Below are 19,685 nucleotides of genomic sequence, written 5' to 3'. Positions count from 1 at the left end.
ATCAGCCGGGGCGACCCCTGATTTTGATAACTTAACTCCGAATACCTATGAAAAAAGGAATTCAAAGAGAATACCGATTACTTGCATGAAAAATCGCTTTATGAAAATAAAAAAGAGATCCCCGAAGAACAAAAGGATCTTACTTTTACAAAAAAGAACCTGGATCCTTTGAAGGAAGTGAAGGATCAGCTTTTTGATGGCGGTGAAACCACTAATAATACCATCACCGCAAAAGCAGACCAGCTTCAGCTTTTTTCCGATTCTAAACAGGAAAGCTTTTTGAAGGCGGAGGAGCAAACTCCAACTGAACAAGATAACAAATTAATCTATCTTTATATTATTCTGCTTATCATTGCCATAGGTGTGATTATGGGATTCCTCATACCGAGGATGGCAAAGCAGGCCGACAATTGAATAATTCCCGTACATGTCTCCGGTTTGGAGACATGTACATAAATACTGCAGCCAAATTCTTCAGCAAACTCTCCTCAAATAATTGGCCTCTAAAAAATAGAATAAAGAATTAGGGATGAAAAAGTCTGGCCAAATAGCCAGCTGACGAGACTTTTAAATTATTGGATAGAATAACTTTTAAAATGAGGTGTCAAAATGAACTCATCACATGTAAGAGCCCTGGCAAGGGTATTTCAGACAGCTTCAGATGATATTAAAACAGAGGAATTCAAACTAAAGCAAAGTGTCCAAAACCATGCAGATGAATGGAAAGGCAAAGCCCGGGACAAATTTGATTCCGCATTGGAAGAAGCAGGTGTCCTCTTCCAAAGGCACTCTGATAACCTTTATAACATCAGCCGAGAACTGGAAAGCGCTGCGAATGAAGTTGACAGAGTCAGAGAAGAAATTGAAAGACAAAGAGAATTAGAGAGATTGGCAAGGCTTAAGGAAAAATAATAATTGAAGAATGTAAAGATTGGATGGGTTTTTTATGTCTAATAATGAAGAGAAGAAAAAGGTTCTTATGACAAGAATAAAAGATATGATGGCGAAGCGGTGCCGGGATGTGCAGACCTTTTTATATTGCCAATTCAAGTATTAATAGTTGGGTATCAAATAATTAATTTAATTTAGTTAGAAGAACTAATCCGAAAAGAAACGAGGTATTGAAATGGGAAATGAAATATCTGTCAATCCAGATCGCCTGGAAGACCTGGCAAATGACTTGGTTACTCGTTTGTCCAGAGTTGAAGACGAATACAGAAACCTCCATATGGAGCTTGCAGATTTGATTAACAGCGCTCCGGCGGAATATAGGCATTGCTTCTATCATGTAGGGGATCCTTGGGGTACTGGTAATCAGCTGGTTGGGCAGCTCAGTGAAATGGAGATTGACCTGAGAATGGTCGCGAATAAATTTGCTGACGCAGATAATCTGGTCGGTAAGTTGTATAAGCTATATGAGCAATATGGTGCCGTAACAGCCCTCGGAGCATTGATGACAAAACAGCTTGCTTTTTACGGGTTGGGCTTTACTCAATTTATAAAGGATGCTGATGGTGTATTTACCTATAAACATATGGCGGCCCTTCAGAAGGTAACAGATAAAATTGATGAATCTAAAAAGTTGGGAACGATGGCAAGAGCGTTCCTGGGTCCATTATATTTGAGAAGTAAGTATAAAGATGTACCACTTGCGGATTTAATTCATAGAAAAATTGCTAAATATCTACCGGATGATGTGGCGAAGTTTGCGGGTAGCTCCAGAGCTTTTTTTGATGAAATTAAATATAAAACTTTTAATCCAACTACGTTTAAATCTTTTGTTAGTACTGGTGCCAAATTCGCTAAAACAAATGCATTAAGTACAGTTGTTTTAACCGGTGCAATGGAAGTCGGAGGAATGGGGCTTAAAATTTCAGAGAACTATGCTAAGTACGGAAATAACCCGGATGTTTTGAAGCGTGAAAATGCTAAAGCGATTGGTAATGCTGTAAATAATACAGTAGCTATCTCAGGAGGAGCAATTACAGGTGCAGTAATAGGAGGAGCTTTAGGTAGTTTAGTTGGACCGGTTGGAACAGTTGTGGGTGCAGCTGCAGGTTCATTCGTTGGTGGAATTATTGGAGAGAAAGCTGCTAAATTAACTGCTGGAATTGCTGAAAAGGGTGCTATCCTTATTAAGGAACCTTTACACCATGGAGTCGAGTTTTTTAAAGGTGGGTTTGAGAAAGCTGGAAAAGCTGTTGAAGCAGCAAATAAGGGTATTGATATTGTCAATAAACAAATTAAAGAAACAATGTCTGATCCGGTAGGGAAAATTAAAGATATTGGAAAAGGGCTGTCAAAGGCTAAGGAGACAGCTGGATCTTTATTAGATGGAGCAAAAGGGTTTTTAGATAAAAAATTATCGTTTTTTTAAGGAGGCAATATGAGTACCATTCAATTAAGTATTGAGGAACTAATTTTTGCATTTTATAGTGAAGGATTATATGAAGAAGGAATATCTATGAAAGAAACGTATTTTCCTTCACTTCAAGATTCCGAATTGAAGTTAATGCTGGAATTTGCGGCTCGCTCTTTGCTGGCAAAAGATATGGCCGTAGAGGTTAATAATCAATATAGATTAAAAGAGAACTACAAGTCTTATATTAATATTCTGAGTAATGCGGAGAAGACGGTTAAAGCTTCTAGATTTGATTTAAAGTTCGGAGGGGAAGAAAACATATCTTTTCATTTTGGAAATGGGGAAGTTTATCTTCATAAGTTATTGCATGACCATCAAGTACATTATATTACCAAATCCACACCAGAAAATATAATAACAAGTATTAAAGGTTTCTTCAATATTAGCAAGCTGCCTTTACAGGATGAAGTGCTTTTTAGTTTGAAGAATGAAGAATTTGAAGAATTCCTAGGTGATATGAGTGAATCGGATTCGTTGTCTGAATCTACTGCTCAAAAGTGGGAAAATAGGGTTAATGGTTCATTCTCATTTGAGTTTTTAAAAGATATTTCCAATAGAAAAGGAAGAATGGATAGCTTACTTAGTCTTAAATATGACTCTGCAAAAAATCCCGATTTAATTGACCTAATTTTTATTGTTCCTGGGAAATTGGACTTCTGGATGATTACAAGAGACGATAACTTAGATTTAAATATTCAAAGGGCAGACGAGACATCTATTAGAAACCTATTATTTAACAATTCTGTCCAAGGAGGAATTCCTCTTGTCCATGATTGAGAAAAAAGGAGAAGCTGTATTAATAAAAAGTTCTAAGTTCATGTATGTATGGATGTTTTTAGCTACAGTAGGATTTTTACTTGCTTGTATCTTCTTAATTACACATGGACTGAAATTTAATTCTAAATATTCTTTCCTCTATCTTGGCGGAGGAATCGTATTAACTCCCTTCTATCTTTATTTGACTATTTGGAGTCTGCCTGGATTAATGCCAGGAAAGGTTTTGTTTAAAATACTCCCGGGAGAAAAAGGAACAGTTAATGCTAAAAAAGGTACGGTATCTATAAGTAATATTCGTAATATCAATTTAGTTAGAAATCCTATAAATTTAATCAATGACATTGTTATTGAAACATTCAATGATAAAAAGATAAAAATTAGAACATATAATCTTCTTGGTGACTTAGATTATGAAATGATTGTAGATCAATACATTTATCCATATATGACTGAAAATGCAAAAAAGGTCTGGGATCGAAAGGTAGATCTTGAACGTCTTCGTAAAGTGGCAAGATACGAGAGAAAAGAACCTAAAATTGAATAAGATAAATTGAATCTGTCTAACAAGTCCTCTCATAAGAGAGGGCTTTCTCAAGGAGAGAAAAAAGTGACTCCTTTTATTTGTCTCAAATCTAAAGGGGGATTATTATATATCGATGGTTCAAGACAAAGATCATATAACAATAAAGAGTTCAAACATCATGTATGTTTTGGTGTCTCTTGCTACTGTAGGTTTTTTAATAGCCTGTATCTTTCTAATTGTTCACGGATTGAAGTTTGACTCTAAATATTCTTTATTCTATCTTGGCGGAGGGATAATTTTCACTCCTTTTTATCTCTATATCACACTTTGGAATTTACCAGGCTTAATCCCGGGTAAAATCTTGCTGTCCATTACACCCGGAGAAAATGGTGTGATTAAATCAAAAAAGGTATTGTTCCAATTAAGGACATACGAAACATTGATCTTGTAAGGAATCCATTGAATTTAATTAATGATATTGTTATTGAAACATTCAATGATCAAAAAATTAAAATTCGCACGTATAACCTGATTGGTGATTTTCGCTATCAGATAATAGTTGACCAATATATATATCCTTATATGACTGAAAATGCAAAAAAAGTTTGGGATCGAAAAATAAATCTGGAGAATCTTCGGCAGCAAGCTAATTATGAGAGGCAAGGACCAAAGGCTGAATAATGGTTTTATGTGTGGAATCTCTCTTCTTTAGTATCTTTGCTTGGTTCAAAGGGGTGAATATTGTTTGTCAATGATTCAGAAAAAAGGCGAAACGGTAATCATAAAAGGTTCTAAGTTCATGTATGTATGGATGTTTTTGGCTACAGTTGGATTTTTGCTTGCGTGTATCTTCTTAATCATTCATGGATTGAAATTCAACTCTAAGTATTCTTTCCTCTATCTTGGTGGAGGAATTGTTTTAACTCCCTTCTATCTTCATTTGACTCTTTGGAGTCTGCCTGGATTAATCCCAGGAAGGGTTTTGCTGAAAATAGTTCCAGGGGATAAAGGTACAGTTATTGCACCAAAAGGCCATGTTTTAATAAAAAACATTCAAAAAATTGATTTAATAAGAAATCCATTAAACCTTATAAATGATATTGTTATTGAAACCTTCGATGATAAAAAAATAAAGATTTGCACCTATAATCTCTTGGATGATGGTGATTTTCAGGTAATTGTTGATCAATACATTTTTCCTTATATGACTGACAATGCCAGAAAAGTATGGGATCGGAAAATCGATCTGGATAAGTTAAGGGAAGAAGATAACTATGTTAGGCAGGAACATAGGATTGAGTAAAATTAATAGAAATATTTTAATATCTATCGATATTGAATTTTTTAAAACAGTACTACAGAGAAGCTCTTTAAAGGTTAACCCTATAAAGAGCTTTTGTTTTGAGTTTGGTAATTTCTGAAACCGAATGGCATAACGCACGTAATACAGTTAAGAAAGATTAAAAAGGAGGACACCATGCCAAAGAAAAGCCCCATCACCCTATTGATGTTAGTATTAGCCAGCTTTCTCTTCCTTTCAGCCTGCAGCTCAGAAAGCAGTTCAGAGGCCAAAGCAGAGAAAAAGGAAGAAGACAAATATGAAAAACTGGTTAAAGAGAAAAACAAGGAACTTGAGCTCGAACCTCTGGAGCTGACTTCTTACAGCGAGGAAGTGGGAGCGGCTTTGAAGAATCCGGAGTATAAGGAGTTTGCTGCTAATGGCAGGGTGGCTGTGCAGGGAGAGATCGAGAAGTATTCGGACCTAAAATCAGACTATGCCTGGATTAAGGTTCGTTCCACAGAGGATGGACCGGCAGGGAACGATCTTGAATACTACACACCCATCAAAGAAGGGAAGTTCAAGCAGAATATCCGTTTATTTAATGGGGAAGGCGAGTACAAGATAACCGTTCAGCTTCCGAGTACGGATAGTGAGAATTACTATTATGATCTTGCCTCGTTCACTGTCCACAATGTGAATCCAAATGCGGAACGGGATCTGACGTATACTCCGTTTGGCCAGGAGGCAGATCTGACTCTGGATATTGAATCAAGCTATATAAATGGCAATGAAGTATTCCATTTAAAAGGGGAAGCGGGAAGCCTATCAGACAGCGATACGATCATGCTTAAGCTGAATAAGGAATCGGATATGTGGAAGCATGTCATTCCGCTTAAGGACGGAAAGTTTTCCTATGATGTGCCATTATTCTATGGAAAAGGGCTTCACGAGCTTGAGGTGCTTGTCCCTGACAGGGAAAGGGAAAATTACTATCAGACGGCTACAACTATCTTAATAGACAACGAATCTGATAGGACGATGAGCCCTATCGAATATTCTAAAACGTATGAGGAGCGGGGAGTGGCACTTGAATACCCGCAATATGGCGGTGAGGAATCTGACGGTGTCTTTTTTGTAAAAGGAAAAATTGATCCGCAGGCAGAATTTGGCCCTGAAACCGATCATATTTACATTACCACTAAAAAGGGTGAGGACGAAGCACTGGATGTTATTCCAGTAGAAGACTTCACATTTGATGATTCGTTTTATTTAAGGTTCGGCCAGGGCACATATGAAGTCACACTAAGTGTTCCTGAAATTAAAGAAGAAAACAGTGATTATTTCCGTTATTATGGATTTGCCAAGTTTGAGGTAGAGTCAACAGGCGAGGATAAGCGGGACCTTCTGCCTTCAAGAGGCGTTCAGTCAGATGCACCGCAAATTACTGAACTGGCGAAAGAATTGACAGAAGGCATAAGCGGTGAAAGGGAAAAAGCGAAGGCTGTATATGATTTTGTCGCGAAAAACGTTTCATATGATGTGAATAAACTTGAAACAGATGACTTCAGCTGGGATGATAGTGCACTCAAGACACTGGATTCCAAAACGGGCGTATGCCAGGATTATTCGTATCTTGCCATTGCCCTGCTCCGGGCAAGCAATATGGAAGCCCGTTTTGTCGAAGGGACTGCTTTCGGCGGATTTTGGCCGCAGAAGCATGCATGGGTGGAAGTGAAAGTGGATGGAAGCTGGCTTACTATGGATCCTACATGGGGAGCGGGATATATTAAAGATGATAAATTCGTGGCAGCTTTCAATGAAAAATACTTTGACCCGAATAAAGAAGAGTTTGAAAAAACACATAACCGCACAGGTGTATCCTATTAATTGCTATAAAGTCACGGGGCTTGTTCCTGTGGCTTTTTTCAATAATTTGGCCTCTTTTTTCCAAATGTGTGGAAATTATATCGAAAGACCCTTCAATAAATATTCTGAAAATTATAAAATCAAATTGACTGGGCTTCCGTCCGGATCTCCTTTAAGGAGGGGAAAAGCTTGATAAAACAAATGGCAGGAGTGATCTTTTGTATGATGCTGATTATCCCTGGTATGGTGAAGGCTGGCGGTTTTGGCGGTGATGACAGTGGAACTCCGGGTTATTGGTATGCCGGAGAAGCACCTTCAAGCATTGATCCTTCCAAATCACCTCTTGTGTTTGTGCACGGCTATAATAATTCATCAGCTGTCTGGCATGAAGGGAATGATATGTATGAAGTGGCTTTGGCAAATGGGTATGAAACAGCATTCATTGACCTTCATCATGACCGTGATATGTGGACGAATGGTACGATTCTGGCTGAAAAGCTTCAAGAAATGTACCATCATTTCGGCGGAAAAAAGCTAGTGGTCATTGGCTACAGCAAAGGCGGGGTTGATATTCAGACAGCTCTTGTTCATTACAATGCCCATCCATATGTCTCAAATGTCATCTCCCTATCTTCCCCTCATTTTGGAACCCAACTCGCAGATCTCGCCCACAGCAGCGCGGCCTGGTGGCTTGCTGCCCTCCTTGGCAACAATAATGAAGCAACTGAATCCCTGCAGACAGGCAATATGCAATACTTCCGTAGCCTTACAGATTCCCATCAGAATGCTGCAAAAAATCGATATTATACACTTGGCGGCACTAAATGGGGTTCATTTGGCAGTGCAACCTATTGGGGAGGCTTATATCTGAGCCAGTATGGAAAAAGCGATGGCGTCATTACGGCGGTTAATTCCCGCTTGCCAGGAGCATCCGTTGTTCAGGAGGGCAGCTGGAATCATACAACCATCCGGGAAGGATCCCATACATTTCCGGTGTTCAGGCCCTATACCACTATCACTCAGCCTGCTGCGGTTTTCTCACCAGCAAGCTCTGGATCCGCTGCCAGACAGCCTGGCACTCATTCCATTGTAAAAGGCGGGAAAGCTGTCAGTGCAATAAGCGAACAGTTTTCCGTGGAGGAAAATGTAGAATCCATGACCGTTTCTTTTTTAAGTGAAAAGAATTTGTCTGCTTTAAAATTGACCAGTCCGGACGGAAAGGAATATAAAACGAAAAAAGCGTATCAGGAAGAATCCGAGTTTTTCAAAGGAGCATGGGTTCATCAGTTTGAAATAGATTATCCTAAAGTGGGAAACTGGGCGTTAAAGGCTCCGGCAAATGCTGCGTATCTGTACACTGTTGCGCTGGACAGCCCGTTAAATGATAAAATTCTGGGCAAGTCTGCGAAAAGCCATAAAACCTTTAATACAAAATGGGTCCTCTTCGGGTTTGATTCCTCAGGGAAAAACTGCAGCAAAAAGCCAATGGAGAAAAGACTGGCCTCATGACCGAAAGCGATTTTACACATGAAGGTGTATACAATGTGACAACAGAAGTGAAAGGCCAGACTGAAAATGGAAAGCCGTTTGAAAGAACCATCATTGAATCTTTCTATGTAGATCAAAGTGGAAAACGATATAAGTAATGTATGTTTGGCTGCTGTGAAGCAGTCTTTTTTTATTGAAAACCCAGGGATAAGGGAGAATCATCATAAGAAAAACACAGGAGTTTCTAACGCGACAGCGAATATATAATAGGTTAGAATTAAATTTAGGATAATGTAAATTAATGGAATGCGAGATATAGATAAAGGGGAGAGATTTCACATGGATAGAAATCATATGCACCCTGCAATTGAGAGGGTATTAGGAAATATCGAAAAAGTCATGATCGGCAAACGGGATGTCGCAGAATTGAGCTTAGTGGCACTTTTAGCGGAAGGCCATGTTTTGCTCGAGGATGTGCCGGGTGTCGGGAAAACAATGATGGTGCGTGCACTGGCTAAATCAGTCGGAGCCGCATTTAAACGCATCCAGTTCACGCCTGATTTGCTGCCTTCGGATGTGACAGGCGTATCCATCTATAATCCGAAGGAAATGGAATTTCAGTTCAGGCCTGGCCCCATTATGGGCAATATTATATTAGCAGACGAAATCAACAGAACCTCCCCCAAGACGCAATCTGCTCTTCTTGAAGGGATGGAAGAAAGCAGCGTAACCATTGACGGGGTGACACATCGCCTTGAGAAACCCTTCTTCGTTATGGCAACGCAAAATCCGATTGAGTATGAAGGAACTTATCCGCTTCCGGAAGCCCAGTTGGACCGATTCCTGTTAAAAATGAAAATGGGTTATCCTGATATCGCTGATGAGATGGAGGTCCTGAATCGGGCGCAGCGGATTCCGCCGATAGAAGATCTGGAATCTGTTATAGATTTAGCTGAATTGCGCTCACTCCAGCAAGAAATTAAAGAAGTGCATGTCGATCAGACGCTTAAACGCTATATTGTGGAAATTGCCAATCAGACCAGAAGCCATAGCAGTGTGTATTTAGGGGCAAGCCCCCGCGGCTCGATTGCTTTAATGAAAGCAGCCCAGGCTTACGCATTCATGTATGGCCGGGATTATGTTCTTCCGGATGATATTCAGTATTTAGCGCCTGCTGTTTTTGTCCACCGGATTATCTTAAGGTCTGAGGCAAAATTTGAGGGCATTACCGCTGAAGAAGTAGTAGAACGGGTCATTGCCAGGGTTTCGGTTCCTGTTCAAAGGTTAGCCAAGTAAAATGAAACAGCTATTAAAAGCAATGAAAGATGTCTGGAAGCTGATTGTGTTATTTTTGCTTATTCTGTTCGCCTTTTCATATGCGATGTTTCAGGGCGGCTTTGTAAGCTGGTTTTTATTTTACAGCTTTCTTCCTTTTGCTCTTTACGCACTTGGCTTATCGTTTTATTCTTTAAACGACTTTAAGGTGGAGCGGATCCTGCCAAAAACAGAATTCAATGCAGGCGAGCAGGCAGTTATCACCCTGAAGATAACCAGAAGAACAGCTTTTCCACTATTGTATCTGATCATTGAGGATGAGATGAGTGAACAGCTTCAGCATGCCAGGAAATCAAACGAGGCAAAGCGTTTTTTATTTCCTGGGTTCCAGAAGGAAATGTCCCTTCAATACAGGATTAATAGCCTTCCGAGGGGGAGCATTTTTTTGCCTCCATCCGTGTGAAAACAGGTGATCTGCTCGGTTTAATAGAAAAAGAAAGGCAAGCACCTGCTGAGAGCCGGATGATCGTCTATCCGGCATATGAGGAAATCATTTATAAGCCTATGGCACATCATTATGATCAGGGAATGACTGCTTCAAAAGAGCGGGTGCAAAGGGATACTTCCATGGCCATCGGCATCAGGGAGTATCAGCCGGGAGACAGATTCTCCTGGATTAACTGGAAAGCTACTGCTAAGCGGAATGATATTATGACCAAAGAATTTGAACAAAGGCAATCCCATGACGTCTATATCCTCATGGATTGTGCACCGGATAGCCGGTTTGAAGCGATCGTTTCGTTTACAGCCTCCATTGCGAGGGCGATTCTCCGCAAAGGAGCACAGACTGGGTTTTTGACCTCAGCAGAAACGCGGACAGCTTTTCCAATCAGAGGCGGGGAAGCGCACCAGCTTCAGCTGTTTTATCATTTGGCAAAAATAAAGGATGATTCTCAAGCGGCAGTGGACCGGGTTCTTGAAGCAGAGCACTTTCTTTTACAGCAGAACAGTCAGCTGATGGTTATTACAGCGAAATTAACAAAAGCGCTTATAGAGAAAGCCAGTTTTTTCACGTCCAAGAAAGGGATTGTCACTATATTTCTAATGAAAAATGAGGATGAAGCTCCTTCCAGAGATGAACTGCTGCTCAAAACCTCTGCCAATGCCAGGGGAATCCGGGTAGTTTTGGTTCATAACGGACACTTTGCAGATGTGTTTTCGGGGGTGAGCAAGTGATGAGTTCTCTTAAGGTACAGAAAGATCTTACCTCTTTTCTCCTTTATGTTCTGGGATTTTTCTTATTATGGGAATGGCTTCGTCCGGTTGAGGAGCTGACGGACACATCCAATGTCATTGTTTTTCTCATGTTCCTTATACTATCGCTTCTATTGGCTTTTTTCGGTGTCAGCCCTGTATTAAGCGGGTTTATAAAGGTGCTTTATATTCTCTATGAACTGCATTATTTGTACTTTGAGGGATCGTTTTTCCAATTTTCATGGTTATCATTATTTGCATCGGACATGGTGCACAATTTTGCTTTAATAGCTGATAGAGACTGGCCGGGCATGACAAATTTATTCAGAAGCCTCCTCTTTTTCATTCTGCTGTGGCTGATGACTTATTTGATTCAGTATTGGCTGATCAATCGCAGGCGGATTTTCATTTTCTTTTTCATGACACTCATTTATATAACTGTATTGGATACCTTTACGCCTTACGAGGCAGATGCGGCGATTGTCAGGACAGTTATTGCGGGCTTTGCGGTTATGGGCATCTTAACCTTCAACCGTCTTCTGGATCAGGAAGGGCTGAAAAAGAAGCCTCCCTGTCGCGCAAATGGATGATTCCGCTGACTGCTCTGATCGCTCTGAGTACTGGCTTGGGGTTTGCAGCACCTAAGGCAGAACCGATTTGGCCCGATCCTGTTCCATTTATTAAGTCGTATGGACAAAATAGCGGCAGTGATGGCCCGGGTATTCAGAAAATCGGCTATGGGGAAGATGATTCCCGTCTTGGCGGTCCTTTTATAGGAGATAACGCTGTGGTCTTCAGGGCGGAAGTAGAGTCCCGCCATTACTGGAAGGTTGAAACAAAAGATACTTATACAGGCAAAGGATGGGTTACATCCCAGGCAGAGGGAGAATATCAACCGTTTGGAATGGGAGAAGAAATCCCGGTTACATCGTTCATCGATAACGATGCAATTGAAACCACTGAAGAAGTAAGCTCCGTTTATACTTTTATGAATTACCCTCATGTGGTGTATCCGTTAGGGTTAAATAATATTGAAGCTGCACCGTTCATTACCTATGAGCTTGAAACGGCCACTGAAAAGATCCGGACATTGGAGGGCGGACGGCCATTTGCATTGGAAGAATATAAGTTAGGCTTCGAGGTGCCTGAATACAGTGTGACTGCAATGAAGGCAGCCTGGGCAAATGCGGAATCACTGCCTGAGGAATTTGTGGCGAGATATACACAGCTGCCTGAAGACTTGCCTGAAAGAGTCAGGGAACTTGCTCTGGAAATTACTCAAGAGAAACCGGACTGGTTTGAAAAAGCAAGGGAGCTTGAGAGGTATTTCCGAAGGGCAGAATATACCTACAGCCAGACAGACGTAGCTGTTCCAGATGAAAATGAGGATTATGTGGATCAGTTTTTATTTGATACCAAACAGGGATATTGCGACAATTTCTCCTCCTCCATGGTGGTAATGGCCAGATCCATTGGATTGCCGGCAAGATGGGTGAAGGGTTATACAGAAGGAGAATTCAAGCAGTCATTAGGGTCTGGTCTTCGCTTGTTTGAGATAACAAATAACAATGCCCATTCATGGGTGGAAATCTATTTCCCTGAAATGGGCTGGGTTCCATTTGAACCAACTCAGGGGTTCAATAATAACGTACAATTTAACTTTGACAACGCTGGCCAAAATACGAGCCAGCCAGAAGAAGTTAAGCCAAGCGAGACTGAGACTCCTGTTAAGCCAGACATGCCTGAAGAAGCAGCGGCGGAAAAATCGCCGTTTTCAATAAAAGAGCTTTGGGACAATCTGGGAACTTTCTTAAAAGATAATTGGAAAGTAATCGCAGCAGCGATATTGGCAGCTGGTGTGCTTGTTTTCGTGCTTTTCCAGAAGAGGGGCAAATGGATGCCGCATTATTTTATCTGGAGATTTAAAAAGACAAAGGATGATGAGCATTTTCCTAAGGCTTATCTGATTCTCTTAAAAGAATTGGACCGGTACGGGTTAAAACGGAAAAACGGCCAAACCTTAAGGGAGTATGCCAAATATATAGACAGCTTTTTCTCAACAAAGGAAATGAGCAGGCTGACAGCCCGTTATGAAGAACTTGTTTACAGGGGTGTTCTAAAAGAAGGAAGCTGGAATGACACGAAGGAATTGTGGGAAAATTTAATTAAAAAGACAATAGCTTGACCGGGATTTGGGGCTGTTGTTACAATAGGCAAATAAGACAGCGGCATAATGTTCGGTTTTTGCCGCGTATTACAATTAAATCATGCAACCTTCATATATCCTCGATAATATGGTTCGAAAGTCTCTACCGGATCGCCGTAAATGATCTGACTATGAAGGCAGAAGAAGCTTTTTGCTATACGTGAAAACCGGAATTCTGCCTTCACTTTTTTTGTGGAGAAAGAGTTCCGGTTTTTTTATTGGCCAGCTTCTGGCTGGCGGTTATATATGAGATTGCAAAGAAATTATATTTTTACTAGATATTTTACCTGCAGGAGAGAAGACTAAAAGAAATATTACAAATTTAATGAGGTGAACAGTGTGACGGGGAAAACAGAACTTCAAAATCAAGAAATGATCGTAGTGCTGGACTTTGGAAGCCAGTACAATCAGTTAATCACTCGCAGAATCCGTGAACTGGGTGTATACAGTGAGCTTCATCCGCATACGATTACAGCTGCGGAAATCAAAGAAATGAATCCAAAAGGAATTATTTTCTCTGGCGGGCCTAACAGTGTCTACGGCGAAAATGCTTTCCGCTGTGATGAAGAAATTTTTGAACTGGGCTTGCCGATTTTCGGAATCTGCTATGGCATGCAGCTGATGACGATGCATTTTGATGGTAAAGTAGAGCCTGCCAAGCACCGTGAATACGGTAAGGCAATCATGAAGATTGAAAATGAATCCAAATTGTTTACAGATCTGCCTAGAGAACAGACAGTCTGGATGAGCCATGGCGATCTTGTCGTAGAGGCTCCAGCTGGTTTTACAGTGGATGGTATAAATCCATCATGCCCGATTGCGGCTATGAGCAATGAAGAACGCGGTTTATATGCTGTTCAATTCCACCCTGAGGTACGCCATTCAGTTCACGGAAACGATATGCTGAAAAACTTTGTGTTCGGCGTTTGCGGCTGTACAGGCGATTGGTCAATGGAAAACTTCATTGAAATCGAAATGGAAAAGATACGCCAGGAAGTTGGAGATAAAAAGGTTCTTTGCGCATTAAGCGGCGGTGTTGATTCATCTGTTGTTGCCGTCCTTATTCATAAAGCAATCGGTGACCAGCTAACTTGTATTTTCGTGGATCACGGCCTGCTGAGAAAAGATGAAGCAGAAGGCGTCATGAAGACATTTGCTGATGGATTTAATATGAATGTAATTAAAGTGGATGCCCAGGAACGCTTTATGAATAAGCTTAAAGGTGTTAGCGATCCTGAACAAAAGCGAAAAATTATCGGCAACGAATTCATCTATGTATTCGATGATGAAGCTGCTAAGCTTCAAGGCATTGATTTCCTTGCACAGGGGACTCTCTACACAGATATTATTGAAAGCGGAACAGCTACTGCGCAAACCATTAAATCTCACCATAATGTAGGCGGACTTCCTGAAGATATGCAATTCAAGCTGATCGAGCCGCTTAACACTCTGTTTAAAGATGAGGTGCGTGCGCTGGGAACAGAGCTTGGCATTCCGGATGAAATCGTTTGGAGACAGCCATTCCCTGGTCCGGGATTAGGTATCCGCGTTCTCGGGGAAATCTCAGAAGATAAGCTTGAAATTGTGCGCGAGTCTGATGCTATACTGCGTGAGGAAATCCAAAAGGCAGGGCTTGATCGCGACATTTGGCAATACTTCACGGTTCTGCCTGATATCCGCAGTGTCGGTGTAATGGGAGATGCCCGGACTTATGATTATACTATCGGAATCCGTGCGGTTACTTCAATAGACGGCATGACTTCTGACTGGGCACGTATCCCATGGGATGTACTGGAGATTATTTCAACTAGAATCGTTAATGAAGTTTCGCATGTCAACAGAGTGGTTTACGATATTACGAGCAAGCCGCCTGCAACAATCGAGTGGGAATAAAATACGAACATTAAGAAAAAGCGGACATGAAAATGTTCGCTTTTTCTATTGACTAGGACTTTTTGAGGTGCTATGATAAAGAAGAATTAAATATGTCGTTTTACGTCGTATAATATTGGGGATATGGCCCAAAAGTTTCTACCGAGCTGCCGTAAATAGCTTGACTACGAGGTAAGTGCAAATAGGGATGTTTTTGCTATTATTTTTCTTTGTTTTCCCCTATTGCAAGCACGAGCCTAGTTGTCAATGCTCCGGTAGTCAAACCGGAGTTTTTTTATTTTAAAAAATAAAGACAGCCAATAGGGGGAAGAGAAATGAAGAAGTACTTCCAGTTTGAAGAACTTGGTACTAACTATCGCCGTGAATTTATCGGCGGACTTACAACTTTTTTAGCAATGGCTTATATCTTAGTCGTTAATCCGATTACATTATCGTTAATGGATATACCTGATTTGCCGGATTCCATGAGAATGGACTATGGGGCAGTATTTGTGGCAACAGCAGTGGCTGCCGCAATTGGATCCCTATTGATGGGGGTGCTGGCCAGATATCCGATTGCACTTGCCCCGGGAATGGGATTAAATGCATTTTTTGCTTATACTGTTGTTTTAACAATGGGAATTCCTTGGCAGCATGCATTAGGCGGGGTTCTTATCTCAGGGATTATCTTTATCTTTTTATCCCTTTCTGGTTTGCGTGAAAAAATTATTAACTCGATCCCTGCTGAATTAAAGTATGCGGTCAGTGCCGGAATCGGATTGTTTATTACATTTGTCGGTGCTCAAAGCGCAGGGCTGATTGTCAATAATGATGCAGTTCTTGTAGGATTAGGAGATTTTACTGATGGGAATGTGCTTCTGGCTATTTTCGGGATTATCATCACAGTAATTCTGATGACAAAAGGTGTTAATGGCGGAATTTTTATAGGGATGGTACTCACGACGATTGTTGGGATGATTGCCGGCCTGATTGACGTTCCAGGAAAGGTTGTTGATTCCGTGCCAAGTGTAGCTCCAACGTTTGGAGCGGCATTCGGGGCATACAGTGACCCTTCATTCTTCTCAACAAGCATGCTGGTGGTTGTTCTGACATTCCTATTCGTTGACTTCTTTGATACAGCAGGAACGTTAGTGGGTGTTGCCAACCAGGCGGGCTTAATGAAAGAAAATAAATTGCCCCGCGCAGGTAAAGCGCTTCTGGCGGACTCCACAGCAACTGTCGTTGGTGCGATATTCGGAACATCCACGACAACTTCTTTCATTGAGTCTTCATCAGGGGTTGCGGCAGGTGCGAGAACGGGATTTGCATCGATTGTCACAGCAGGGTTCTTCCTGTTATCATTATTTTTCTTCCCGTTATTAGAAGTCATCACTTCTGCGGTGACAGCTCCGGCACTGATCATTGTCGGTGTATTGATGGTTGCATCATTAGGCAACATTGATTGGACTAAGTTTGAAATTGCAGTTCCGGCATTCCTTACGATTATTGCAATGCCATTGACTTACAGTATCGCAACAGGAATTGCAATCGGATTTATTTTCTATCCAATCACCATGATTGTAAAAGGAAGAATCAAAGAGATTCACCCAATCATGTACGGGCTGTTCGTCATATTTGTTTTGTATTTCATTTTCCTGAAGTAATAATTATGAATTAGGCCCGCTTTAATGCGGGTCTGTTTTATTTTATTCTCAATCCGTTGACTTCCCGGACAGGCTTTAATACCATGAGAGTACATTTGTTTATGGGCGGGGAGAAGAGAATGGGTGAGTATAAGGTAAAAAAAGTGCTTAATAATAACGTCCTTATTGGCAGCCACGAGTCATTTGGGGAAGTTGTCCTTATCGGTAAGGGGATTGGCTTCAGCCGGAGGCCGGGCCAGCCAATCGACTCTAATTTGGTTGAAAAGCTCTTTGTGCTTAAAAATGAAAAAGAGCAGGAGAATTATATTAAACTGATGCCTTTTGTGGATAATGAATTGCTTGAAGCAATTATCTCCTCAATTCAATTGATTAAACAAAGGGCAAATTCCATGCTTAATGAACATATCCATGTTGCGTTAACTGATCACTTGATGTTTGCAATAACGCGTCTGAAAAAAGGGATGGAAATGAAAAATCCTTTTCTTATCGAAACTAAGACTCTCTACCCATTTGAATACGAAATTGCCCACGAAGTTGTGAACCTTATAGGACAGCGAACCGGTATTTATTTGCCTGAAGGGGAGATTGGGTTCATTGCCCTCCATGTTCATAGTGCTGTAATGAACCGCGATTTATCCGAAGTCAATCAGCATTCACAACTGGTAACCCATCTTGTGAATATGATTGAAGAACAGCTTGACATTAAGATTGATAAAGACAGCATCGATTATATGAGGCTTGTCCGCCATATCCGATTCACCATTGAACGGGTTAACAAAGGCGAGGTGGTTGAAGAGCCGGAAAAAATAACTTCCCTCTTGAAAGAAGAATATCCGGTGTGCTACAATCTCTCTTGGAAGCTCATTAAAGTAATGCAGCAAACATTAAAAAAACCAGTCTTTAATGCAGAAGCTGTTTATCTGACAATGCATCTGCAGAGGCTTCAAAAGAAAATAAATTAATTACAATACTATCTTGCGAAACAGGCAAGTCTTTACGTGTTACTGATTCGATCAGGCATGAGTGAAGAAAGGTAATTGAATTTAGGTAAATAGGGTATGATACCCTTGTATACACCTGAATTCTATCCTTTTTCCTCATGCCTTTTTTATTTTTTTAATGCTTGCCGCTTTAAATGAAAACGCTTAATGAGTAAAAAACTATAGGGGGTTAACATATGTTTAAAAAAGTATTTGGCGTCCTGCAAAAAGTAGGAAAAGCCTTAATGCTTCCAGTAGCATTACTGCCGGCAGCGGGGATACTGCTCGCTATCGGTGCTGCTCTGCAAAATCCGGCGCTGCTTGAGCTGGCTCCATTCCTGGATAACAGCGGAGTTGAAATCGTTGCTCAAGTTATGCAAAAAGCAGGAGATATCGTTTTTGCCAACCTGCCTGTTCTATTTGCAGTTGGTGTAGCAGTTGGTTTGGCCGGCGGTGAAGGTGTAGCTGCGCTTGCTGCCATTATCGGCTATCTAATTATGAATGTGACAATGGGGACGGCTGCAGGAATTACTGCTGAGGATGTAAATGGGCTTAATTATGCAAACATATTAGGAATCCCAACTCTGCAGACAGGTGTATTCGGCGGTATCATTGTTGGTATTATCGCCGCTGCATTATATAACAAGTTTTTTGAAATCGAACTTCCATCCTATTTAGGTTTCTTTGCCGGAAAGCGTTTCGTTCCGATTATTACGGCAGCAACGTCTGTAGTCCTTGGTTTGCTGATGCTTGTTATCTGGCCGCCAATCCAGGAAGGGCTGAATGCTTTCTCTCAAAACATGGTTCATGCGAACTTGACTCTATCAGCGTTTATTTTTGGATTAATTGAACGCTCATTGATTCCTTTTGGTCTTCATCATATTTTCTACTCTCCATTCTGGTATGAATTCGGACAGTATGTAACGAATGCAGGGGAAACGGTTCGCGGTGACCAGCGCATTTTCATGGCACAAATCAGTGACAATGTACAAAACCTTACTGCAGGTACATTCATGACTGGTAAATTCCCGTTCATGATGTTCGGTCTTCCTGCCGCTGCATTAGCAATTTATCATGAAGCACGTCCGGAAAAGAAAGTGGTAGTCGGAGGCCTTATGGCATCTGCGGCGTTAACTTCTTTCTTAACAGGTATTACAGAGCCGCTGGAGTTCTCATTCTTATTCGTAGCTCCTATCCTATTTGCGGTTCACGCGGTGTTTGCAGGTCTGTCATTCATGACCATGCATCTCTTAGATGTAAAAATCGGCATGACTTTCTCAGGCGGTTTGATTGACTATATTCTATTCGGTTTAATCAACCCTCAGACAAATGCCTGGATTGTCATTCCTGTTGGATTAGTATTTGCTGTGATCTATTACTTTGGCTTCCGATTTGCCATCCGCAAATTTAATTTAATGACTCCGGGCCGTGAAGAAGTAGAAGATGAAGAAACAGCTTCTTCAGGTAAAGGCGGAGATCTTCCATATGAAGTTCTTGATGCTATGGGCGGACAAGAAAACATCGCTCATCTTGATGCATGTATTACTCGTCTGCGTGTATCGGTAAACGATATTAAAAATGTAGATAAAGAACGCTTAAAAAAACTTGGTGCATCTGGAGTACTGGAAGTAGGAAACAACATCCAGGCTATCTTTGGCCCGAGATCTGAAACAATCAAAGGACAAATGAAAGATATCATGAGCGGCAAAAGACCGCGCACGGTTGAAAAAGCTCCGGAAGGCGGAGTTGAACAGCAAATTGAAGAAGTAAATCCTGAAGCTCTTCAGACTGAGCACAAGGAAGATCTTTTCATTTCACCGATCAAAGGAGAAATCAAACCAATCACAGAAGTACCTGACGCTGTATTCTCAGGTAAAATGATGGGTGATGGTTTTGCGATTGTACCTGCAGAAGGAACTGTTGTATCACCGGTAGACGGGAAGATCGTTAACATGTTCCCGACAAAGCATGCAATCGGCATTCTTTCAGATTCAGGCCGCGAAATACTTATCCATGTAGGTATTGATACAGTAAATCTGAAAGGTCAGGGATTTGAAGCGTTAGTTGCTGAAAATG

General features: G+C 41.1%; 16 protein-coding genes, 2 pseudogenes and 2 riboswitches (1 of these 20 only partly in view). All 18 genes and pseudogenes read left to right on the top strand.

The genetic code is table 11. The annotated features are described in order from the left end of the window. Positions 1 to 81: 81 nt before the first annotated feature. The gene (gene essA / locus M5V91_RS20715; protein ID WP_284521482.1) at positions 82 to 414 is read left to right on the top strand and encodes a type VII secretion protein EssA; all 333 of its coding nucleotides are present in this window, start codon (positions 82 to 84) and stop codon (positions 412 to 414) included. A 195-nt stretch (positions 415 to 609) separates the two neighbouring features. Next, positions 610 to 912, top strand: coding sequence for a WXG100 family type VII secretion target (locus M5V91_RS20710; protein ID WP_009336194.1), 303 nt, complete (start codon positions 610 to 612; stop codon positions 910 to 912). Positions 913 to 1,126: 214 nt separating this feature from the next. After that, positions 1,127 to 2,377: a YfjB-related protein gene (locus M5V91_RS20705; protein ID WP_251175683.1), complete on the top strand. Its 1,251-nt coding sequence runs from the start codon at positions 1,127 to 1,129 to the stop codon at positions 2,375 to 2,377. Positions 2,378 to 2,386: 9 nt separating this feature from the next. Continuing rightward, complete coding sequence (locus M5V91_RS20700) at positions 2,387 to 3,199, top strand: YfjC family protein (RefSeq protein WP_009336192.1); 813 nt, start codon at positions 2,387 to 2,389, stop codon at positions 3,197 to 3,199. Beyond that, entirely contained in the window at positions 3,192 to 3,743 is a 552-nt protein-coding gene (locus tag M5V91_RS20695; RefSeq protein ID WP_026041748.1) for a DUF5381 family protein, read from the top strand. Before M5V91_RS20700 ends, M5V91_RS20695 begins: the two co-directional genes overlap by 8 nt. 112 nt (positions 3,744 to 3,855) lie before the next feature. After that, a pseudogene (locus M5V91_RS30635) lies at positions 3,856 to 4,403 on the top strand (DUF5381 family protein). A 70-nt stretch (positions 4,404 to 4,473) separates the two neighbouring features. Beyond that, positions 4,474 to 5,025: a DUF5381 family protein gene (locus tag M5V91_RS20680; RefSeq protein ID WP_251175682.1), complete on the top strand. Its 552-nt coding sequence runs from the start codon at positions 4,474 to 4,476 to the stop codon at positions 5,023 to 5,025. 174 nt (positions 5,026 to 5,199) lie between these two features. Beyond that, positions 5,200 to 6,891 (top strand): transglutaminase domain-containing protein, encoded by a 1,692-nt coding sequence (locus M5V91_RS20675; protein WP_071158496.1) that lies wholly within the window; start codon positions 5,200 to 5,202, stop codon positions 6,889 to 6,891. A 168-nt stretch (positions 6,892 to 7,059) separates the two neighbouring features. Continuing rightward, complete coding sequence (locus tag M5V91_RS20670) at positions 7,060 to 8,379, top strand: esterase/lipase family protein (protein WP_284521479.1); 1,320 nt, start codon at positions 7,060 to 7,062, stop codon at positions 8,377 to 8,379. Beyond that, positions 8,376 to 8,516, top strand: a complete 141-nt coding sequence (locus tag M5V91_RS20665) for a hypothetical protein (RefSeq protein ID WP_258747254.1) — start codon at positions 8,376 to 8,378, stop codon at positions 8,514 to 8,516. Before M5V91_RS20670 ends, M5V91_RS20665 begins: the two co-directional genes overlap by 4 nt. 181 nt (positions 8,517 to 8,697) lie before the next feature. Further along, positions 8,698 to 9,654, top strand: a complete 957-nt coding sequence (locus M5V91_RS20660) for an AAA family ATPase (RefSeq protein ID WP_071158498.1) — start codon at positions 8,698 to 8,700, stop codon at positions 9,652 to 9,654. A 1-nt stretch (position 9,655) separates the two neighbouring features. Beyond that, positions 9,656 to 10,869 (top strand): annotated as a pseudogene (locus M5V91_RS20655) (DUF58 domain-containing protein). Then, positions 10,869 to 11,477 carry a hypothetical protein gene (locus M5V91_RS20650; RefSeq protein WP_284521478.1) on the top strand — a complete coding sequence of 203 codons (609 nt, stop codon included), beginning with the start codon at positions 10,869 to 10,871 and terminating at the stop codon, positions 11,475 to 11,477. The pseudogene M5V91_RS20655 and the gene M5V91_RS20650 overlap by 1 nt, the downstream one beginning before the upstream one ends. A 35-nt stretch (positions 11,478 to 11,512) precedes the next feature. Beyond that, entirely contained in the window at positions 11,513 to 13,072 is a 1,560-nt protein-coding gene (locus tag M5V91_RS20645; RefSeq protein WP_284521477.1) for a DUF4129 domain-containing transglutaminase family protein, read from the top strand. A gap of 71 nt (positions 13,073 to 13,143) precedes the next feature. After that, positions 13,144 to 13,245: riboswitch (purine riboswitch) on the top strand. A 220-nt stretch (positions 13,246 to 13,465) separates the two neighbouring features. After that, positions 13,466 to 14,986 carry a glutamine-hydrolyzing GMP synthase gene (guaA, locus tag M5V91_RS20640; RefSeq protein ID WP_175502204.1) on the top strand — a complete coding sequence of 507 codons (1,521 nt, stop codon included), beginning with the start codon at positions 13,466 to 13,468 and terminating at the stop codon, positions 14,984 to 14,986. A gap of 85 nt (positions 14,987 to 15,071) precedes the next feature. Then, positions 15,072 to 15,173: riboswitch (purine riboswitch) on the top strand. Positions 15,174 to 15,300: 127 nt separating this feature from the next. Continuing rightward, positions 15,301 to 16,629: an NCS2 family permease gene (locus M5V91_RS20635; protein WP_009336181.1), complete on the top strand. Its 1,329-nt coding sequence runs from the start codon at positions 15,301 to 15,303 to the stop codon at positions 16,627 to 16,629. Positions 16,630 to 16,748: 119 nt separating this feature from the next. Beyond that, positions 16,749 to 17,591, top strand: a complete 843-nt coding sequence (gene glcT, locus M5V91_RS20630; protein WP_019382399.1) for a glucose PTS transporter transcription antiterminator GlcT — start codon at positions 16,749 to 16,751, stop codon at positions 17,589 to 17,591. Positions 17,592 to 17,806: 215 nt separating this feature from the next. Further along, on the top strand, positions 17,807 to 19,685 hold the 5' portion of the coding sequence (gene ptsG, locus M5V91_RS20625; RefSeq protein WP_019382400.1) for a glucose-specific PTS transporter subunit IIBC. It continues 179 nt past the right edge of the window; 1,879 of the gene's 2,058 nt are visible here — the first part of the coding sequence; it begins with the start codon at positions 17,807 to 17,809; its stop codon lies off the right edge, out of view.

Source organism: Cytobacillus pseudoceanisediminis (assembly GCF_023516215.1).
GTDB lineage: Bacteria > Bacillota > Bacilli > Bacillales > Cytobacillaceae > Cytobacillus > Cytobacillus pseudoceanisediminis.
This window is presented reverse-complemented; position numbering and strand designations above follow the sequence as displayed.

What these genes read in the sequence shown, in the direction of transcription:
- M5V91_RS20710 (WP_009336194.1), top strand. Translation starts at nt 610, where the DNA reads ATGAACTCATCACATGTAAGAGCCCTGGCAAGGGTATTTCAGACAGCT.
- M5V91_RS20665 (WP_258747254.1), top strand. Translation starts at nt 8,376, where the DNA reads ATGACCGAAAGCGATTTTACACATGAAGGTGTATACAATGTGACAACA.
- M5V91_RS20680 (WP_251175682.1), top strand. Translation starts at nt 4,474, where the DNA reads ATGATTCAGAAAAAAGGCGAAACGGTAATCATAAAAGGTTCTAAGTTC.
- M5V91_RS20705 (WP_251175683.1), top strand. Translation starts at nt 1,127, where the DNA reads ATGGGAAATGAAATATCTGTCAATCCAGATCGCCTGGAAGACCTGGCA.
- guaA (WP_175502204.1), top strand. Translation starts at nt 13,466, where the DNA reads ATGATCGTAGTGCTGGACTTTGGAAGCCAGTACAATCAGTTAATCACT.
- M5V91_RS20635 (WP_009336181.1), top strand. Translation starts at nt 15,301, where the DNA reads ATGAAGAAGTACTTCCAGTTTGAAGAACTTGGTACTAACTATCGCCGT.
- M5V91_RS20700 (WP_009336192.1), top strand. Translation starts at nt 2,387, where the DNA reads ATGAGTACCATTCAATTAAGTATTGAGGAACTAATTTTTGCATTTTAT.
- M5V91_RS20675 (WP_071158496.1), top strand. Translation starts at nt 5,200, where the DNA reads ATGCCAAAGAAAAGCCCCATCACCCTATTGATGTTAGTATTAGCCAGC.
- M5V91_RS20695 (WP_026041748.1), top strand. Translation starts at nt 3,192, where the DNA reads ATGATTGAGAAAAAAGGAGAAGCTGTATTAATAAAAAGTTCTAAGTTC.
- M5V91_RS20660 (WP_071158498.1), top strand. Translation starts at nt 8,698, where the DNA reads ATGGATAGAAATCATATGCACCCTGCAATTGAGAGGGTATTAGGAAAT.
- M5V91_RS20650 (WP_284521478.1), top strand. Translation starts at nt 10,869, where the DNA reads ATGAGTTCTCTTAAGGTACAGAAAGATCTTACCTCTTTTCTCCTTTAT.
- glcT (WP_019382399.1), top strand. Translation starts at nt 16,749, where the DNA reads ATGGGTGAGTATAAGGTAAAAAAAGTGCTTAATAATAACGTCCTTATT.